Genomic DNA, 21,312 nt, shown 5'->3' on the forward strand with positions numbered 1-21,312 from the left:
TTACTGGTATCTGAATTTAGTCGGACTCGGCGTAAAACGAAACATAATTTCGTGAACACTTTTCTGAACGTAGAAAGGGTTTTCGACCTGTTTGCTGCTCAGGGAATAGCCGACGCGAATGCTCTTCGATAGCTCGTACTCTGCCAGGGCCACAATATAGTTCAGCGTCGCAAACTGAGAACTGTTGTTAGCCCGGTAAGATACCCCCAGACCCAGTTTTTCTTCGATCCAGACTCGGGCGTTCAGGTCGATTCCGAGGGGATAGCCGGTTTGCTGGGTCAGTAGAATGGAGGGCAGAAAATCAACCCCTGGGCTTGCAGCAATGCGTCCGCCGAAATTAACGAACAAGGGACGCTGATACCGAATGGCGGCACTCTGACCACCGGCCAGTGAAATCGGGCGGTTCACCAGTTCGGGCATCGACACACCGGCCCAAAACCGTTCGGCTTCGTAATAGACCCCGGCACCAACGCTCGGCATGGCTTTGTTGATTCCCGTGCTACTGGCCGGATCGTAAATGGGAATGACGTTGATTCCGCCCGAAGCGCCAAAAGACAGTTTCGCCATGGACGGCAACGTGATCCGGTAGGCCAGGCTACCATAAAAACCGGTGGCTGAATAAAGCCCCATCCGGTCATTCAACGCCTGAAAGCCAATGGCCACTTTTCCACCCGACAGCGCGCCGTCGGCTCCGAACGACTGCGTGATGCGGTTGAAACCCTGTCCCTGAAGTCCAAACCACTTCCGTCGAAAAATGGCCGACATCGTCAGATCTTCCCGGCTCCCGGCGTAGGCAGGGTTGATCGTCAGCGGGTTACTCAGATATTGGGCGTAAAGAACTTCGCGTTGCGCCAAAACCGTCTGGCTTCCGGCCGTAACAAGGGCGATGAGGAGGATTAATTTCAAGACGAGCGGTCGAATCATTCACAGGGCGTGTTGGGTGTACGAAAGTACAAAGTAAAGCTATTCAACCTGAAGTATCTTAATTTCTGTTCGCCGATTGCGCTGATGTTCGGCTTCCGTACACTTCACGCCGTCTTTGCAAGTATTCAGCAACACGCCTTCGCCGTAGCCGGTCGCTTTCATTCGGCGGGATGCAATGCCTTTTTTCCGTAAATAGGTCACCGCCCCCATCGCCCGGTTCATCGACAGCGTGATATTATATACTGCCGAACCCCGGCTATCGGTATGTGACCGCATCTCGATTCGCATCGCCGGGTATTTTTTCATCAAAGCGACCAGCTTATCCATTTCGAGCGCAGCATCCGGCCGAATATCCCAATGATCGAGGTCGTAATAGATGTTATCGATTTCAATAATATCACCCTGACGAAACATGGTCAATTCTGTGGTGGCATGGGCAGCGGGAGAAATGCGGGCTCCGGTGGTACCCATGCAATCTTTCAGGGCCTCAACGATGTATTCACAACCGGGATCGACCAAAAATTCATAGCTGCCATCCGGCCCGGTTACCATTTCCAGAACCGTGCTGTCGCACAGGTTTCGCAAAATCACTTCGACGCCATCGATGGGCAGCCGTTCCGTATGGGTCAAAATCCGTCCCCGCACCTTCGATTTCAACGGTTGTTTAGACTGTATTGGAACCGTGTCCAGCGGTATTTCCAGTCGCAGGGGCTGATCGTCGGATAATCCTTTGGTCGAAAACCCCAGCAGGCTGGACTGATAACCCGTCATGGCTGTAGTGATCCGAAAATCACTTTCCGGGTCCAGGCAAATCCGGATGTTGCCTTCGCTGTCGGTCTGGGTTTGCCGCTTCCCATCCGGAACGTCTTTCTGATCCAGATCAAGCCGGGTATTTCCGAGGGGCTGTTTGGTCTGATTGTCAAACACATGGATGGTCAATTCACGACAAGCATACAGGGAGCCTTCCCGCTTAAAGCGATAAATATCATCGTCGCTCCCGCCCCGCAACCGGTTGCTGCTGAGATACCCCAACATTCGGGCACCATCCGTGACGATACCGAAGTCGTCTTTCGAAGAATTGAGTGGTTCGCCGATGTTCTGCACCGATTTCACCGCCGTTTGGTCGGTCAACTGGGCATAAAAAATATCGAGATCGCCCAAACCGGGATGACCGTCGGACGAGAAGTACAAGTTGCCCCGGTCGTCGACAAACGGGAACATTTCGTTTCCTTTGGTGTTGATGTCTTTGCCTAAATTGAGCGGCTCCGACCATTTTCCGTCCTTTAGGCTGGAGACGTACAAATCCGTTCCCCCAAAACCGCCGGGTCGGTCCGACGCAAAAAACAGCATTTTATCGTTCGGGCTCAAAGCCGGATGCCCGGTTGAATAGTCGTCGTTGTTAAAGGGTAATTCCTGCGCTTCTCCCCAGGAACCTTTCTGTTCTTCAGCCACATACAGCTTTAGTTTGTTGATCCCGTCGGCGCTCTCGCGGTATTTCCCCTTGTTATAGTTGTTGCGGGTAAAGAATACTTTCGACCCATCTTTCGTAAACGCCACGGGGCCTTCGTGGTATTTGGTATTCAGTGTCCCCCCAAACCGTTTGGTTTCCGATGAATTCTCCGTTGCGTATGGCCCTGCGGCTCCCGTGCTGAAACCCACTGTCCGGCTGTCATTGGCCGTGGGATCGGTATAGTCATCTTCGCCCAGCATTCGCGGATTCTTCGCCCGTTTTTTTCGCTGACTGGCCGACGCCCCGCCCAGGCTGGCCACGGTTTCACCCTTAAAAGCCGCTTCCGGCATATAATACAGATCCAGGAAAGCCGAATGATCCCAGCTAAAAACGCGCTTCAAGGCATTTCCCGGCCTTTTGGACGTCACAAAAACCAGCCCTTCCTTGTAATACATCGGGCTAAATTCCGCCTGGGTGGTGTTGATTTCCAGAAATTCTATCTTATAATTCCCGGGATTACGGGACAGAATACTAACGTCATGGTAGAGTTTGGAAAACTGTTTTCCCCGCTGGTCATCCTGCTGGAGTTTGCTGTAGCGGTCATACATTTCCTGCGACTCCTGGTATTTGCCATTGCTGGCCAATGCCTGTGCGTAGTAAAGGTAACAGGGCACATATTCGTTCTGGTATTGCTTCAGTTGACCAATCAGAATCCGGTACACCCGTTCGGCGTTTTGGGTATCCCGAACCTGCCGGTAACTGTAACCCAGTTTCGATAGCGTAGCCAGTCGCACCTCTTCCGACAATTCGGAACGGTTCAGCGTTTGCTCATACAGGTCGATGGCCGTACTATAAGACAGATTATCGAATTGGCGATCCGCCTGCCTGAGCAACGCCTGCGCCCTTACTGACCCGGCAACGCAAGCGACCAGACAACATAGCAGGTAAAAACAGCGCATGGTTTGGGGGAATTTGGCAGCGGTTCCGGTCGGTTCTAGAAATACCGGGGCGTTAAAATTTTGTTTTTACCAAAGCCGAGTTCATACCGAATCATGATTTCGTGGGAAGGCAGCTTGAAGGTTTTCAGTTTATTCAGCATCTGATCATACGCGTAGCCCAGACGCAACTGGTCTGACAATTGCACTTCGACAATACCGACAATCGCATCCTGATTATAGACTTCGCCCTTGTCCAGGGCACTTTCGTAGCTGTTAAACTGATTCCGGCGGTAGGACGTACCAATAGAAATGCGATCTGCAATCCAGAGGTTCAGGTTTCCGTCGATGCCCAGGGGAGCGCCTTCCACGTATTTCACCAGGGTGGAAGGCTTCAATTTCAATACCGGACTCAGGCGAACGACAAAACCGGCCACGGCGTAGGCATGACGACGCTGCGTGGCTTTTTGTAAGCCAGAATTATAATCCGTCAGTCGGTTTTTAATCAACTGCGGTACCGAAACGCCAATGTACGATTTGTCATTGCTCAGGTAAATACCGGTACCAAAGTTGGGTAGAATTTTAGAGATGTTCTGGGCAAAAGCCGGATCATCTCCCCGATCGGTTACGACTTTAGAAAGATCCGCCTGAAAGCTGCTCGCGCCCGCCTGAATTCCCAGCCCCAGGGTTGAACGGCTCCCCACTTTGATCCGAAATGCGTACGAGGCATAGGCACCGGTGGTGCTGTATTCGCCAATCCGATCGTTGAACAATTGCAAACCCAGGCCAATCCGCTCCCGGTTGACAGGCATATCGATGGTGAAGGTGGTGGTCTGCGGGGCACCTTCAATACCACCCCACTGGTTCCGATACAACGCGGTCATACTCAACACATCGCGGCTCCCGGCATAGGCGGGGTTCATGGCCATCATGTTGAACATATACTGCGAAAACATGTGGTCCTGCTGTGCCTGAACCTGGCTACCACCGGCTATACCAACCAGCAGTAGTGTTACTTTTCCGAGCTTTCTGGTAAAATTGCGTATCATTGTTTTTAGCGATTAATCGTCATGTATCGTATAAACTTGCGGCCATCGCTCAACTCAACGATGTAGAAATAAGTACCATCCGGTAATCCTTTGGAACTTGAGCCAATCCGCACCCCGGTATTGGTCGATCCGTCCCAGTCGTTCTTGTAATCGTGGTTCCGATACACCGTGTTCCCCCAGCGGTTGAACACTTCCAGTATAACCGTGGCTCCACCCGTATTTCGGATGACAAACAGGTCATTGATGTTATCTCCGTTGGGCGAGAATCCTTCCGGAATCATCACTTCGTTGGTATTCGGATTGAAAGTCAAGGGCGTTGCCACACGCTCATCGGCCTCCGTCGGATCATTATTTCCATTCAAATCCGGTTCAAAACCATCGGTCGAAGTGTCGCTGACGGTATCGGCTCCCGCCATGGCTTTCGCATACACGGTGTTGAGATACGGTGTTGTCCGGCCGTCGGTTTTCACATTCAGCGTCAGCAACAGGGTGTCGCTCTTCCCAGCCGCCAGGTTGCTTCCTGACGCCAAAAGGGTAGCGTCAGCATCGCCGTTGAAACTGCTGTTACTTTGCAAACCGCTTCCCGCTGAAATAACCGGTGTACCAACCACGCTGTAGGTAGCTCCGGTGGTGGCATTGAACACCTCCGACAGTTGATCGCTCACCTGCACGTCCGTGAAGTCCGTCGATCCGTAGTTCTTCACAATAATCTGGTACGTCACGTTATAGCTGCCATCGGTTTGCCGCGTCGTGTCCTTCACGGCCATCGCTACCCCAATATTCGGTGTCACCGGCAAGCCGAGCAGGGTCACGGCGGTTGGCGTGTTGTTATTTCTCGGATCAAGGTCATTGTCCGGATCAGCATTGGAACCAGCCGTCGAGGTGTCGGTCAGCATCGTACTGCCATTGAGCGTAACCGCATTGGCAATGGCGCTATTGTGGTAGATATTTTTGGGGCTGTTGCGGACATCGACCCGTACGGTCAGGTTGACACTGCGGGAAGCTCCTCTCGGCAACGTACTCAGGGAGTCGACCAGCAGGTGGGTCAACATTCCTTGTCCCGTATACGTCGAGTCCACTGTCAGACCAGCCTCTGCCGTCAGGGTTGGCTTGCCGGGACCGATCAAAACATCGTTGCCGAAGGTTTCGGTCAGGTTGTCGACGACCTGAACATTCTTCAGATCATCCGAGCCGAGGTTCGTCAGCTTAATGGTATAGGTGACGTTGTAGACTCCCGATCCCAAATCTTCCAGTTTGCTGACCGATTTGGCTACGCCCAGCAGCGAAGGCGGCAGATCGAACCGGAATCCGGTAGGCACGCTTCCAATGGGTGCCGGGTTAAACCCGTTGTTCGACAAATCCGTCACGAGAGAATCCGCATGAACACCTGACCCAACGACCTGCGTATAGAACGGCCCCATCTCACCGGTGGGCTTAACATTGATCGTCACCAGAACCGTGTCGGAAGCACCAGCCGCCAGGCTGCTATGGGCGCCATCCAGGAGTGATGACAAATCACTGCCGTTGTAATTGACGTTCGGTTTCAGCGTGCTTCCGGCACCAACCACCGGCGGACTCACCACACTGTAGGAAACCGGGGCAGTAAAGCCAGACACCAGACTATCAGCCAGTTGCACCTGTTTCAGGTCAACCGTACCGTAATTTTTAACGGTTACTTTCAGTGTGACGTTATAACTGCTGTCGGCTTGCTGAACGATGTTCGTTACGGCCAGGGCAACACCGATCGGCGACGGTGGTGCCGAGTCAAATTTACCCGGAGTCGATTCGCTGTTGTTATTCGGGTTGCCGTCATGGTCAGGATCGGCGCTGGCTCCGTTTGTCGAAGCGTCGTTGACCTCCAGGTCGTTGAGCTTCGCCAACAAGTAGGCTTTGTTCAGGAACGTTTTCGTCAGGCTGCCATCCGGGTGAAGCCGGACATTAACCTTCAACAGAATATGCTCCGTTGCCCCGGCCTTGACGACACTTCCGCTGTTCAGAAGTTGCGTATTTCCAACCCAGCCCGAATAGCCTAAGTTCAATTTGAGCGACGAAGCCGGATCGACGGAGGCCGCGACGGATTCGATGACATGAGGATCGAAGACCGACTGAACGTCATCCGTTACCTGAACCTGCGTGGCATCCTGATCACTGTAGTTGGTGATGGCCAGGTCGTAGGTAAACTCAAACAAAGTCTCCTCTTTCTGTTGAACACCTTTGAGTGCTTTCGCCAGCCCCACCTTCATCGACAGCGTCGGTGTAGAGTCCTCAATGGTAATGGAGGCTTTATTATTGGCCAGATTCGGATCCAACTGGTCGAGGTACGTAATTTCTACCAGATTGGCAATCGGCCCTTTGGTCAGAACGCGAACGGAATAGTAGTACGTGATTTCTTCATTCGCCGAAAGAACCGGAATCCAGGCCCCGAGGTGGCCGTGGGCATCAACCACCAGATTACCCGGCGATACCAGTTCCAGGCCAGTCGGCAGAATAATCCGGATGTCGCTGTGCGTGGCCGGACATGCTCCTTTGTTGCCCAGTTTGACGGCAAACGTCACCACCTCGCCTACTTTAGGATGCTCCTTGTCGACCGTGTAGGTAACGTATAGATCGGACCGGCAAGTGTCTGTCGTGCAGTCAAAGATGGCCACATCGATCATGGTCGACGCACTGTAACAGCCTGCATTGCTGCGCTCGAAAGCATAGAACACCCCGCGACCGACCGAATCCGGGCGCATCACAACCGGTGAGGACGGATCATCCGCAATGTGGAATTCGAACTCACCACCGGGCGTAAATGGTTCGTTTTCAACCAGTTTAACCAGATCCACGGTGGATCCCGGACACGTATTCCGGGCCATCATCGGCGCAATCGGCGATTCGATCGGTGCTTTAACCGTTACCGCCACCCCTTCGGAAGAGATTGACGTGCAGCCCTTGCTATCGACCAACTGGACGGAGTAGGTACCACTGGCTTTTACGAAAATACTTTGCGTTGTCGCCATCGTATTCCAGCTGTATTTATACCCGTCGGGCAAAGCACGTAAAAAGACGGAATCTCCGTGGCACACGACCGCGTTCACAGGCTCAATGGTTGGCTGAACTTTTAGTCCTTCAATCGTCAGTTTCAGTGATGACTGGGCCGCCTTACAGGAACCGGTTCCATCGGGGTCGTTCGTGGTGAACGTCAGGTTAACAAACCCGGCATTGACGTCTGCCAGAGACGGTTTATAGGTTGCGTCCAGTAAAGAAGCGTTGTCAAACGTACCCGTCCCGCTGCTGGTCCAAACCGCGCTGGTAGCAGCCCCGCCAATAACGCCATTCAGCTTGTATTCTTTGGCGGAACAGATGGTTGCATCCGGACCTGCCGATGCCGTAGCCGGATTGGTCTTACAAAGATCAACGTCGTTGCAATTGATAATCACCACCATAACCGGACTTGCCACACTGTAGCACCCGGTTGTCGTTTTCTCGACAACATAATAGGTGCCGGCCTCAACCGACTTCGGATTCGATACCCTACTGGCCTGATCGGATGTAGCACTGGTATAGAACTCAAATACGCTTCCTGCGAGCGACACCGAACTGCTGGTGGCTTTCGTTAAATCGGCCGTAGCAAAGGGGCATTGGTTCGTTAGGTTAATGACCTGCGGTTTTGCCACTTTCGGGTTGACCGAAACTGCCACCTCATTCGATTTCCCGCTTTTGCAGGCATTCGATGTCGTACAGATAGCCGAGTAGGTAGCCGATGCTTCGGGAGTAAGGAGTAGTACAGAACCGACCTGATTATTAGACCAGACTACCGTTCCATCCGGACAACCGGCAGCGGTCAGCGTTACGGCCTCGCCAAAGCATACATTTGTCGTGCTGGCTGTAATGGTTGGCGAAACCGGAGCACCTACTTTTACCGTACTCAGCGGTGATTTTTCACTCACACAACTGCCCAGCGAACACGTCACCCAGTAGTTGGTTGTCGTTTCCGGCTGAATATCGATGCTGATTCCCGTTCCGCCCGTCGACCAGGTTACCGTACCAACACAACCAACGGCGGTCAATTTCGCGCTTTCTCCCGGACAGAGGGTTTCCCTATTGGTAGCAATAGTTGGCGGATTGAGCGTGACGACCGATACACTAATGGCATTTGAAACCACACTTTTACATTCCTCATTCACTTGACAGATGGCGGTGAAGGGGCGGTTTCCGGTAATATTATTGATGGTTATGCTGTTCCCCGTTTCACCATTCGACCAGATAACCGTACCATTCGTACACCCGGTAGCCGTCAGCGTGACGGAACCACCGTAGCAAACTGCGGGCGTCGACGCGGAAATCTGCGGAACCGGAACGTCGCACTCCCCTTTAATTTTAACAATGACCGGAGTTGGTTCGCTCAAACAACTCTTGATCTTGCAGTGGGCGTAATAACTGGTCGTTGTCGTAGGATTCACTTCGATGCTGCTACCCGTCGCCCCTGTCGACCAGATAATCTGACCACCGGCGCAACCGGTAGCGGATAATACAACCGTTTCGCCCGGTTCGATATCCGTTTTAGAAGCCCAGACGACCGGAGAAGCGGGCGTGTTGACGACCACGGTGTAAGCTTCGGAAGGAGGACTCGTGCAGGGATGGTTCTGGCAAACTACCGTGTAAACCGTTGTCTCGGTCGGAGAAACCAGAATGCTGGTGGTCGTTGCGCCATTCGACCAAAGGGGAACTCCGCTGCAACCTTCAACGGTCAAACGGATTTCGTCGCCGGGACAAATGTGTCCATCCGTACATTTACAAACCCGGATGGTTGGTTTGGCGGGGGTATTGACCTGCACCGTCACTTTCGCGGGCGTTCCATTACAACCGGTATTCATTTTACAGGCCGCATAATATTCGGTTGTCTGCGCTGGATTCACCACCAGGCTGTTACCCGTCGCATTCGTCGACCAGATTACCGTTCCGCCCTCACAACCCGAGGCTGTCAATGTAACCGGCTGACCCTGGCAAATGAGCGTTGCAGATGCCGTAACCGTTGGCGTTGGCGCATTGCTGTTGGTAACATTGATCGTGATCGCATTTGACGCGACACTGCTGCAAGTGTATTCTTTACACTGAGCGGTGTAGTTGGTGGTCGCTCCCGGCATCAACGTAAGGCTATTGCCCGTCGAACCATTTGACCAAACAACCTGTCCACCCCGACAACCTTCTGCCGTCAGGGTAACGACTTCACCCGCACAGATCAGTGTCTTGTCAGACTTGATAATGGGAGCCGCCGGATTGACAACCGTCACCGAAAGGGGCTGAGACGGATCGCTCGAACAATTTCCTACTTTGCAGGTAGCCCGATACGTTACATTACTGGTTGGTATGACGCTGACACTGGAACCGGTTGCATTGTGAGACCAGATTACCGTACCTGAGCATCCCATGGCGGTCAATTGTACCGAACCGCCCAGACAAACCACGTCAGCGCTGATGTCGACCTGCGGAGGCTGTGGTTTCACAACTGTAATGGTATAGACATCCGATACCTGACTGATACAGGAACCCTGCTTACAGACCACCGTGTAGGAAGTGGTTTCATTGGGTGCCACAGCAATCGTTCCTGTTGTCTCACCCGTCGACCACATCGGAATACCGCTACAACCTGAAACCGACAGGATTGTGTTTTCTCCTGGACATACAGTATTGATACTGCTGCTTATGTGCGGTCTCGGCATTGGCCCTGTTCGGATCGTTATGCCCGGCGAGGGTCCGCTGATGCAATTGTGAATGCGGCAATTGGCGTAATAGGTCGTTGGCCCATCCGGCGTAACGGTTAGCACCGATCCGGTAGCTCCTGTTGACCAGATTACTTTCCCTTCACAGCCGGTTGCGGTCAGACTCACTGTTCCTCCGACACAAACATCAACCGCATTGGCCGTAATCGTTGGTGGTTGGGGGTCAGAAACCCGGATTACAATCGCTTTAGAAGGACCACTGATGCAGTTGGGCAATTTACACTGAGCGGTGTAGGTCGTTGATGTAAAGGGAGATACAATAAGACTTTGTCCCGTAGCCCCTGTCGACCAAATAATAATTCCGGCACAATCAGATGCGTGCAACTCAACGGCATCGCCCGGACAAATATCCGTAGTCGTACACGTGATGGTCGGAGTTGGTGCTACGCAGGTTGTACACTCAACTCCGGTTATGGTTACACTTTCCGATGCCGGACTTTGGCAGCCATTTATGGTTTGTGTTACGGTATAAACCTGACTCCCGACAACCGACGGAGTAACGGTTACTACAGAACCCGTTGACGACGACAACCCGGAGCCTGTCCACTGGAAGCTAGTCCCGTTAACACCGGTGGCCGTTAGGGTTACGGATCCACCCAAACAAGTGGTTACCGAGGGCGAAACCGATATCTGCGGTTTTTCCGGTAGGTCTGGATTCACCACCACCGTGACGGTTCTGGTCACACTGCACCCCGCTCCGTCGGTGATCACCACCGTATACGTACTGGTCGTCGTCAGGTTCGACACGCTCACACTGCTGCCGCTGCCCAAGCCGCCACTCCAGGCATAGCTCACACTGCCGGTTTGACCCGTGGCCGAAGCCGTCAGTACCACACTGCCCCCCGAACACACTGCCGTCTGAGAGGACACGACCGTACCCGACAGACTACAGGGGGGTGTGGGACACGTCCCTACTACCACCGGGGTGCTGCCCACCGCCGTACAACCACTGCCGCTGGTTACCGTCACGCTGTAAGTGCCACCGTGGGCACTCGTCGCATTGGCGATCACCGGGTTCTGCTGAGTGCTGCTATAACCGTTGGGGCCTTTCCAAACGTAGGAAACACCACCCGAGGCCGTTAGACTCAGCGAGGCCACCGTCCCCACGCAGGTAGTGGACGAAGAAGCCGATACCACCGGCAAAGGATTCACCACCACCGTGACGGTTTTAGTTACACTGCAACCCGCTCCGTCGGTGATCACCACCGTATAGGTGCTGGTCGTCGTCAGGTTCGACACCGTCACACTGCTGCCGCTGCCTAAACCACCACTCCAGGCATAACTCACCGAGCCGGTTTGACCCGTGGCACTGGCCATCAGCACCACACTGCCCCCCGAACACACTGCCGTCTGCGAGGACACGACTGTCCCCGACAGACTGCAGGGCACTGTCGAACAACTGCCCACCACCACCGGGGTGCTGCCCACCGCCGTACAACCACTGCCGCTGGTCACCGTCACACTGTAAGTGCCATTGTGGGCACCCGTCGCATTGGCGATCACCGGGTTCTGCTGAGTGCTACTGTAGCCGTTGGGGCCTTTCCAAACGTAGGAAACACCGCCCGAGGCCGTTAGGCTCAGCGACACCTGCACCGAATTGTTCACGCAGCCCGTCGTAGATGAGACCTGGCTCACCACCGGCAAAGGATTCACCACCACCGTGACGGTTCTGGTTACACTGCACCCCGAACCGTCGGTGATCACCACGGTATACGTGCTGGTCGTCGTCAGGTTCGACACGCTCACACTGCTGCCACTGCCCAAACCGCCACTCCAGGCATAGCTCACCGAGCCGGTTTGACCCGTAGCACTGGCCGTCAGCACCACACTGCCCCCCGAACACACTGCCGTCTGCGAGGACACAACCGTTCCCGACAAACTGCAGGGGGGATTGGGACACGTCCCTACCACCACCGGGGTGCTGCCCACCGCCGTACAACCGCTGCCGCTGGTCACCGTCACACTGTAGGTGCCATTGTGGGCACCCGTCGCATTATTGATCACCGGGTTCTGCTGAGTGCTGCTATAACCGTTGGGGCCTTTCCAAACGTAGGAAACACCGCCCGAGGCCGTTAGGCTCAGCGAGGCCACCGTCCCCACGCAGGTGGTGGACGAAGAAGCCGATACCACCGGCAAAGGATTCACCACCACCGTGACGGTTCTGGTTACACTGCAACCCGAACCGTCGGTGATCACCACTGTATACGTACTGGTCGTCGTCAGGTTCGACACGCTCACACTGCTGCCGCTGCCCAAGCCGCCACTCCAGGCATAGCTCACACTGCCGGTTTGACCCGTGGCCGAAGCCGTCAGTACCACACTTCCCCCCGAACACACTGCCGTCTGAGAGGACACGACCGTACCCGACAGACTACAGGGCACTGTCGAACAACTGCCCACCACCACCGGGGTGCTGCCCACCGCCGTACAACCACTGCCGCTGGTCACCGTCACGCTGTAGGTGCCATTGTGGGCACCCGTCGCATTGGCAATCACCGGGTTCTGCTGAGTGCTACTGTAGCCGTTGGGGCCGCGCCAAACGTAGGAAACACCGCCCGAGGCCGTTAGGCTCAGCGAGGCCACCGTCCCCACGCAGGTAGTGGACGAAGAAGCCGATACCACCGGCAAAGGATTCACGGTGACGGTCACCGTCCGGGTGATACTGCACCCCGAACCGTCGGTGATCACCACCGTATACGTGCTGGTCGTCGTCAGGTTCGACACGCTCACACTGCTGCCGCTGCCCAAGCCGCCACTCCATTGATAACTTACACTCCCTACCGCATTGCTGGCACTGGCCGTCAGCACCACACTGCCCCCCGAACACACTGCCGTCTGGGAGGACACGACCGTGCCCGACAGACTACAGGGGGGTGTGGGACACGTGCCTACCACCACCGGGGTGCTGCCCACCGCCGTACAACCACTGCCGCTGGTCACCGTCACGCTGTAGGTGCCACTGTGGGCACCCGTCGCATTGGCAATCACCGGGTTCTGCTGAGTACTCGAATAACCATTGGGGCCGCGCCACAGATACGACACCCCGCCCGAGGCCGTTAACGACAGCGACACCTGCACCGAATTGTTCACGCAGTTCGTCGTAGACGAGACCTGGCTCACCACCGGCAAAGGATTCACGGTGACGGTCACCGTCCGGGTGATACTGCACCCCGAACCGTCGGTGATCACCACGGTATACGTACTGGTCGTCGTCAGGTTCGACACGCTCACACTGCTACCGCTGCCCAAGCCGCCACTCCATTGATAACTTACACTCCCTACCGCATTGCTGGCACTGGCCGTCAGCACCACACTGCCCCCCGAACACACCGCCGTCTGTGAGGACACGACCGTGCCCGACAGACTACAGGGGGGTGTGGGACACGTCCCTACCACCACCGGGGTGCTGCCCACCGCCGTACAACCACTGCCGCTGGTCACCGTCACGCTGTAGGTGCCATTGTGGGCACCCGTCGCATTGGCAATCACCGGGTTCTGCTGAGTGCTACTGTAGCCGTTGGGGCCGCGCCAAACGTAGGAAACACCGCCCGAGGCCGTTAGGCTCAGCGAGGCCACCGTCCCCACGCAGGTAGTGGACGAAGAAGCCGATACCACCGGCAAAGGATTCACGGTGACCGTCACCGTGCGGGTGATACTGCACCCCGAACCGTCGGTGATCACCACTGTATACGTACTGGTCGTCGTCAGGTTCGACACGCTCACACTGCTGCCACTGCCCAAGCCACCACTCCATTGATAACTTACACTCCCTACCGCATTGCTGGCACTGGCCGTCAGCACCACACTGCCCCCCGAACACACCGCCGTCTGTGAGGACACGACCGTGCCCGACAGACTGCAGGGGGGATTGGGACACGTGCCTACCACCACCGGGGTGCTGCCCACCGCCGTACAGCCACTGCCGCTGGTCACCGTCACACTGTAGGTGCCATTGTGGGCCGTGGTTGCATTCACACTGCTGCCGCTGCCCAAGCCGCCACTCCATTGATAACTTACACTCCCTACCGCATTGCTGGCACTGGCCGTCAGCACCACACTGCCCCCCGAACACACCGCCGTCTGTGAGGACACGACCGTGCCCGACAGACTGCAGGGGGGTGTGGGACAACTGCCCACCACCACCGGGGTGCTGCCCACCGCCGTACAACCACTGCCGCTGGTCACCGTCACACTGTAGGTGCCACTGTGGGCACCCGTCGCATTGGCGATCACCGGGTTCTGCTGGGTGCTCGAATAACTATTGGGGCCGCGCCAAACGTAGGAAACACCGCCCGAGGCCGTTAGGCTCAGCGACACCTGCACCGAATTGTTCACGCAGCCCGTCGTAGATGAGACCTGGCTTACCACCGGCAAAGGATTTACGGTGACGGTCACCGTCCGGGTGATACTGCAACCCGCCCCGTCGGTGATCACCACCGTATAGGTGCTGGTCGTCGTCAGGTTCGACACGCTCACACTGCTGCCACTGCCCAAACCGCCACTCCAGGCATAGCTCACCGAGCCGGTTTGACCCGTGGCCGAAGCCGTCAACACCACACTGCCCCCCGAACACACCGCCGTCTGGGAGGACACGACCGTACCCGACAGACTACAGGGCACTGTCGAACAACTGCCCACCACCACCGGGGTGCTGCCCACCGCCGTACAACCACTGCCGCTGGTCACCGTCACACTGTAGGTGCCACTGTGGGCACCCGTCGCATTGGCGATCACCGGGTTCTGCTGAGTGCTCGAATAGCCATTCGGGCCGCGCCACAGATACGACACTCCGCCCGAGGCACCCAGATTCAAAGACACACTCACCGATGTTCCATTCACACAGGCTGTCGTGGCCGACACCTGGCTCACCACCGGCAAAGGATTCACGGTGACGGTCACCGTGCGGGTGATACTGCACCCCGAACCGTCGTCGGTGATCACCACCGTATACGTACTGGTCGTCGTCAGGTTCGACACGCTCACACTGCTGCCGCTGCCTAAGCCGCCACTCCACTGATAACTTACACTCCCTACCGCATTGCTGGCACTGGCCGTCAGCACCACACTGCCCCCCGAACACACTGCCGTCTGAGAGGACACGACCGTGCCCGACAGACTGCAGGGCACCGTCGGACAACTGCCCACCACCACCGGGGTGCTGCCCACCGCCGTACAACCACTGCCGCTGGTTACCGTCACGCTGTAAGTGCCACCGTGGGCACTCGTCGCATTGGCGATCACCGGGTTCTGCTGATTGCTCGAATAGCCATTCGGGCCGCGCCACAGATACGACACTCCGCCCGAGGCACCCAGATTCAAAGACACACTCACCGATGTTCCATTCACACAGGCTGTCGTGGCCGACACCTGGCTCACCACCGGCAAAGGATTCACGGTGACGGTCACCGTGCGGGTGATACTGCACCCCGAACCGTCGTCGGTGATCACCACCGTATACGTGCTCGTTGACGTCAGGTTCGACACCGTTACACTGCTGCCACTGCCCAAACCGCCACTCCATTGATAACTTACACTCCCTACCGCATTGCTGGCACTGGCCGTCAGCATCACACTGCCCCCCGAACACACTGCTGTCTGTGAGGACACGACCGTGCCCGACAGACTGCAGGGGGGTGTGGGACAACTGCCCACCACCACCGGGGTGCTGCCCACCGCCGTACAACCGCTGCCGCTGGTCACCGTCACACTGTAGGTGCCATTGTGGGCACCCGTCGCATTGGCGATCACCGGGTTCTGCTGAGTGCTACTGTAGCCGTTGGGGCCGCGCCACAGATACGACACCCCGCCCGAGGCCGTTAGGCTCAGCGAGGCCACCGTCCCCACGCAGGTGGTGGACGAAGAAGCCGATACCACCGGCAAAGGATTCACCACCACCGTGACGGTTCTGGTTACACTGCAACCCGCTCCGTCGGTGATCACCACCGTATACGTACTGGTCGTCGTCAGGTTCGACACCGTCACACTGCTGCCGCTGCCTAAGCCGCCACTCCAGGCGTAGCTCACCGAGCCGGTTTGACCCGTGGCACTGGCCGTCAGCACCACACTGCCCCCCGAACACACCGCCGTCTGGGAGGACACAACCGTGCCCGACAGACTACAGGGGGGATTGGGACACGTGCCTACCACCACCGGGGTGCTGCCCACCGCCGTACAACCGCTGCCGCTGGTTACCGTCACACTGTAGGTGCCACTGTGGGCACCCGTCGCATTGGCGATCACCGGGTTCTGCTGGGTGCTCGAATAACTATTGGGGCCGCGCCACAGATATGACACCCCGCCCGAAGCCGTTAACGAAAGCGACACCTGCACCGAATTGTTCACGCAGTTCGTCGTAGATGAGACCTGGCTTACCACCGGCAAAGGATTCACCACCACCGTGACGGTTCTCGTTACACTGCAACCCGCTCCGTCGGTGATCACCACCGTATACGTACTGGTCGTCGTCAGGTTCGACACCGTCACACTGCTGCCGCTGCCTAAGCCGCCACTCCAGGCGTAGCTCACCGAGCCGGTTTGACCCGTGGCACTGGCCGTCAGCACCACACTGCCCCCCGAACACACCGCCGTCTGGGAGGACACAACCGTGCCCGACAGACTACAGGGCACTGTCGAACAACTGCCCACCACCACCGGGGTGCTGCCCACCGCCGTACAACCACTGCCGCTGGTTACCGTCACACTGTAGGTGCCACTGTGGGCACCCGTCGCATTGGCGATCACCGGGTTCTGCTGGGTGCTCGAATAGCCATTCGGGCCGCGCCACAGATATGACACCCCGCCCGAAGCCGTTAACGAAAGCGACACCTGCACCGAATTGTTCACGCAGTTCGTCGTAGATGAGACCTGGCTTACCACCGGCAAAGGATTCACCACCACCGTGACGGTTCTCGTTACACTGCAACCCGCTCCGTCGGTGATCACCACCGTATAGGTGCTGGTCGTCGTCAGGTTCGACACGCTCACACTGCTGCCGCTGCCCAAGCCGCCACTCCACTGATAACTCACCGAGCCGGTTTGACCCGTGGCACTGGCCGTCAGCACCACACTGCCCCCCGAACACACTGCCGTCTGGGAGGACACGACCGTACCCGACAGACTGCAGGGGGAATTGGGACACGTCCCCACCACCACCGGGGTGCTGCCCACCGCCGTACAACCGCTGCCGCTGGTCACCGTCACACTGTAGGTGCCATTGTGGGCACCCGTCGCATTGGCGATCACCGGGTTCTGCTGAGTGCTACTGTAGCCGTTGGGGCCGCGCCACAGATACGACACCCCGCCCGAGGCCGTTAGGCTCAGCGAGGCCACCGTCCCCACGCAGGTGGTGGACGAAGAAGCCGATACCACCGGCAGAGGATTCACCACCACCGTGACGGTTCTGGTTACACTGCAACCCGCTCCGTCGGTGATCACCACCGTATACGTACTGGTCGTCGTCAGGTTCGACACCGTCACACTGCTGCCGCTGCCTAAGCCGCCACTCCAGGCGTAGCTCACCGAGCCGGTTTGACCCGTGGCACTGGCCGTCAGCACCACACTGCCCCCCGAACACACCGCCGTCTGGGAGGACACAACCGTGCCCGACAGACTACAGGGCACTGTCGAACAACTGCCCACCACCACCGGGGTGCTGCCCACCGCCGTACAACCACTGCCGCTGGTTACCGTCACACTGTAGGTGCCACTGTGGGCACCCGTCGCATTGGCGATCACCGGGTTCTGCTGGGTGCTCGAATAGCCATTCGGGCCGCGCCACAGATATGACACCCCGCCCGAAGCCGTTAACGAAAGCGACACCTGCACCGAATTGTTCACGCAGTTCGTCGTAGATGAGACCTGGCTTACCACCGGCAAAGGATTCACCACCACCGTGACGGTTCTCGTTACACTGCAACCCGCTCCGTCGGTGATCACCACCGTATAGGTGCTGGTCGTCGTCAGGTTCGACACGCTCACACTGCTGCCGCTGCCCAAGCCGCCACTCCACTGATAACTCACCGAGCCGGTTTGACCCGTGGCCGAAGCCGTCAGCACCACACTGCCCCCCGAACACACCACCGTCTGAGAGGACACGACCGTGCCCGACAGACTGCAGGGCACCGTCGGACAACTGCCCACCACCACCGGGGTGCTGCCCACCGCCGTACAACCACTGCCGCTGGTTACCGTCACACTGTAAGTGCCACTGTGGGCACCCGTCGCATTGGCGATCACCGGGTTCTGCTGGGTGCTCGAATAGCCATTCGGGCCGCGCCACAGATATGACACCCCGCCCGAAGCCGTTAACGAAAGCGACACCTGCACCGAATTGTTCACGCAGCCCGTCGTAGATGAGACCTGGCTTACCACCGGCAGAGGATTCACCACCACCGTGACGGTTCTGGTTACACTGCAACCCGCTCCGTCGGTGATCACCACCGTATACGTACTGGTCGTCGTCAGGTTCGACACCGTTACACTGCTGCCACTGCCCAAACCGCCACTCCAGGCATAACTCACCGAGCCGGTTTGACCCGTGGCACTGGCCATCAGCACCACACTGCCCCCCGAACACACTGCCGTCTGGGAGGACACGACCGTACCCGACAGACTGCAGGGGGAATTGGGACACGTCCCCACCACCACCGGGGTGCTGCCCACCGCCGTACAACCGCTGCCGCTGGTCACCGTCACACTGTAGGTGCCATTGTGGGCACCCGTCGCATTGGCGATCACCGGGTTCTGCTGAGTGCTACTGTAGCCGTTGGGGCCGCGCCACAGATACGACACCCCGCCCGAGGCCGTTAGGCTCAGCGAGGCCACCGTCCCCACGCAGGTGGTGGACGAAGAAGCCGATACCACCGGCAAAGGATTCACCACCACCGTGACGGTTCTGGTTACACTGCACCCCGCTCCGTCGGTGATCACCACCGTATACGTACTGGTCGTCGTCAGGTTCGACACCGTTACACTGCTGCCACTGCCCAAACCGCCACTCCAGGCATAACTCACCGAGCCGGTTTGACCCGTGGCACTGGCCATCAGCACCACACTGCCCCCCGAACACACTGCCGTCTGGGAGGACACGACCGTACCCGACAGACTGCAGGGGGGATTGGGACACGTCCCCACCACCACCGGGGTGCTGCCCACCGCCGTACAACCGCTGCCGCTGGTCACCGTCACACTGTAGGTGCCATTGTGGGCACCCGTCGCATTATTGATCACCGGGTTCTGCTGGGTGCTCGAATAACCATTGGGGCCGCGCCACAGATATGAATTACCACCTGCTGATGTCAATAGAATCGTTACAGTCGTGCCTACACAGGCTGTAGACGAAGACACCTGTGGGAATGGCACGCCTTGAACGGTCACATTGACAGTAGCAGTACCCGTACAATTAGAACCCGCTACCGTCAGCGTATAACTGCCGTTATGGGTCAATTGTGCGTTGGTAATCACCGGATTTTGAACGGACGAACTAAAGCCGTTTGGACCTTTCCAACTATACGAATTAAAGCCACTCGTTGCTGTTAGACTAACCATATCGCCCACACAAACGGTAGCAGGTAAAGCCCCCGCCAATGGATTACAAATACAGGCTTTGACTGTTACCGGTTGTGTTACCGCCTGATTACTGCAACCGTTTTGACTGTATACCGCCAGCGTGTAACTACCGGAATGGCTTACCTGAGCATTATTCACCACCACCGTTTGCCCGGTCTCATAAAAACCATTGGGTCCGGTCCAAATATATTGGTAGGGTTGCGTTCCCCCACTCGCGGTTGCTGACAGACTAAAACTACCCCCTAAACAGGTGCTCGCGCTTACCGATGCAGTAACCGTTGGTTTTGGCAGAATCTTCAGGCTGGTTATGGCGGTTCCTGAACAAACGGATGTTCCCGTGATCACAACGGTATAACTACCAGTATTGGCGGTCGTTGCGTTGGGAATCGTCGGGCTTTGCAGGGAACTTGTAAAACCGTTGGGGCCGTACCATTTATAGGTGGCTCCTCCATCGGTTGCCGACAAGGTAATGGTTCCTCCTTCGCAAACCGGAGAGTTACAAATGGCAATTGGTAAAGTGCCAATTAAAGCGGTTGTACTGGACAAGGCCGTGCAACCGGTTGCATCGGTTATTTTCACCGTATACACCCCCGCATTCGCGGTCGTCGACACAGGAATGGTCTGGTTTTGACCGGTTTTCGAAAAACCATTAGGCCCAGTCCAGGCATATTGGTACGGTGCGGTTCCTCCCTGGGCAGTTGCACTCAACACCAATGGGCTGGCTTCACACGTTGGATTGGCACTGGCCGTGGCAAGAATCTGGCACTCCGGCCCCGGGATGACTTCTATAGCACAACAGCCACCCACCGGGCAGCTTCCGAACATTCCCGTAAAAGAATAGGTACCAATCGATTTGATGACCAATGTACTCCCCGTCGCCACGGCCTGATCTGCCGAAAACTGGCTTAGCCCATTTCGGGTCCATTGAACATTCGTTAGCGGTATTGGAATGGAAACCGTAAATTCATCTCCGGCGTACCATTGAATCGGTACGGAAAAACAGGTCAGTGCAATGTCGTCTTCCGATAAATCATGATTATTGGGCACCGAGTTGGGATCCGTACCCTGCATTTCCGTCACCTCGGCGGTATTGAACCAAACGCCCCGCTCCAGTACTTTCGCCTTTAATTCCAGTATAACCGAATCACCCGCAGCCAGAACGCCAATGTTCCAGTTACCACTGGCCGGCGTAAACAACCCGGAACCCCGTAAAACCGTGTGCGTACTGTATTGAGCACCAGTTGACAGGTCGTCTTTTACCACAACGCCATTCGCCGGGCCGCTTCCGTCATTTCCCACCACAATGGTGTATGAAACGATCTCATTTAAAGCTGGGTGGGCATTATCGATTTTCTTGTGAACATATACATTGGGGTTCTGAGCAACCACCACTCCGACGCTGACCAACAGTACAAGAATCGTTTGCCACAGACGATGGGACGCCATGATTGATTGTTTAGAAAACAATCCATTTAATTGTTTTGACAACCAATTATTGTTTACTAATGTATGACGCCGAGTTGCTTCCGGGGCAAATGAAGCACGCAGGACTACCGGAATCGTGTAGTGGTTGCACTTCGTATTTGTCTGCCCATTTCTGTCTGCACGCAAAGTAGATGTTC

At 56.6% G+C, this 21,312-nt stretch carries 4 protein-coding genes; all 4 read right to left on the minus strand.

Annotation, left to right across the window (positions count from 1 at the left end; genetic code table 11):
* Genes ACO064_RS02095 through ACO064_RS02110 form a run of 4 tightly spaced genes read right to left on the minus strand, consistent with a single transcriptional unit; the run spans position 1 to position 21,136 of the window.
* Complete coding sequence (locus tag ACO064_RS02095; RefSeq protein WP_421825765.1) at positions 1–924, minus strand: PorP/SprF family type IX secretion system membrane protein; 924 nt, start codon at positions 922–924, stop codon at positions 1–3.
* A 39-nt stretch (positions 925–963) separates the two neighbouring features.
* Positions 964–3,333 (minus strand): OmpA family protein, encoded by a 2,370-nt coding sequence (locus tag ACO064_RS02100; protein ID WP_421825766.1) that lies wholly within the window; start codon positions 3,331–3,333, stop codon positions 964–966.
* A 35-nt stretch (positions 3,334–3,368) separates the two neighbouring features.
* A complete protein-coding gene (locus ACO064_RS02105) occupies positions 3,369–4,358 on the minus strand; it encodes a type IX secretion system membrane protein PorP/SprF (RefSeq protein WP_421825767.1) in 990 nt (329 codons plus the stop codon).
* Positions 4,359–4,363: 5 nt separating this feature from the next.
* The gene (locus ACO064_RS02110) at positions 4,364–21,136 is read right to left on the minus strand and encodes a gliding motility-associated C-terminal domain-containing protein (protein ID WP_421825768.1); all 16,773 of its coding nucleotides are present in this window, start codon (positions 21,134–21,136) and stop codon (positions 4,364–4,366) included.
* Between the last annotated feature and the right edge of the window lie 176 nt (positions 21,137–21,312).

The sequence above is a fragment of the Larkinella sp. genome, from assembly GCF_965227735.1.
Classification (GTDB): domain Bacteria; phylum Bacteroidota; class Bacteroidia; order Cytophagales; family Spirosomataceae; genus Larkinella.

Coding starts and splice junctions, on each gene's coding strand:
- ACO064_RS02095 (WP_421825765.1), bottom strand. CDS start 924: ATGATTCGACCGCTCGTCTTGAAATTAATCCTCCTCATCGCCCTTGTT.
- ACO064_RS02100 (WP_421825766.1), bottom strand. CDS start 3,333: ATGCGCTGTTTTTACCTGCTATGTTGTCTGGTCGCTTGCGTTGCCGGG.
- ACO064_RS02105 (WP_421825767.1), bottom strand. CDS start 4,358: ATGATACGCAATTTTACCAGAAAGCTCGGAAAAGTAACACTACTGCTG.
- ACO064_RS02110 (WP_421825768.1), bottom strand. CDS start 21,136: ATGGCGTCCCATCGTCTGTGGCAAACGATTCTTGTACTGTTGGTCAGC.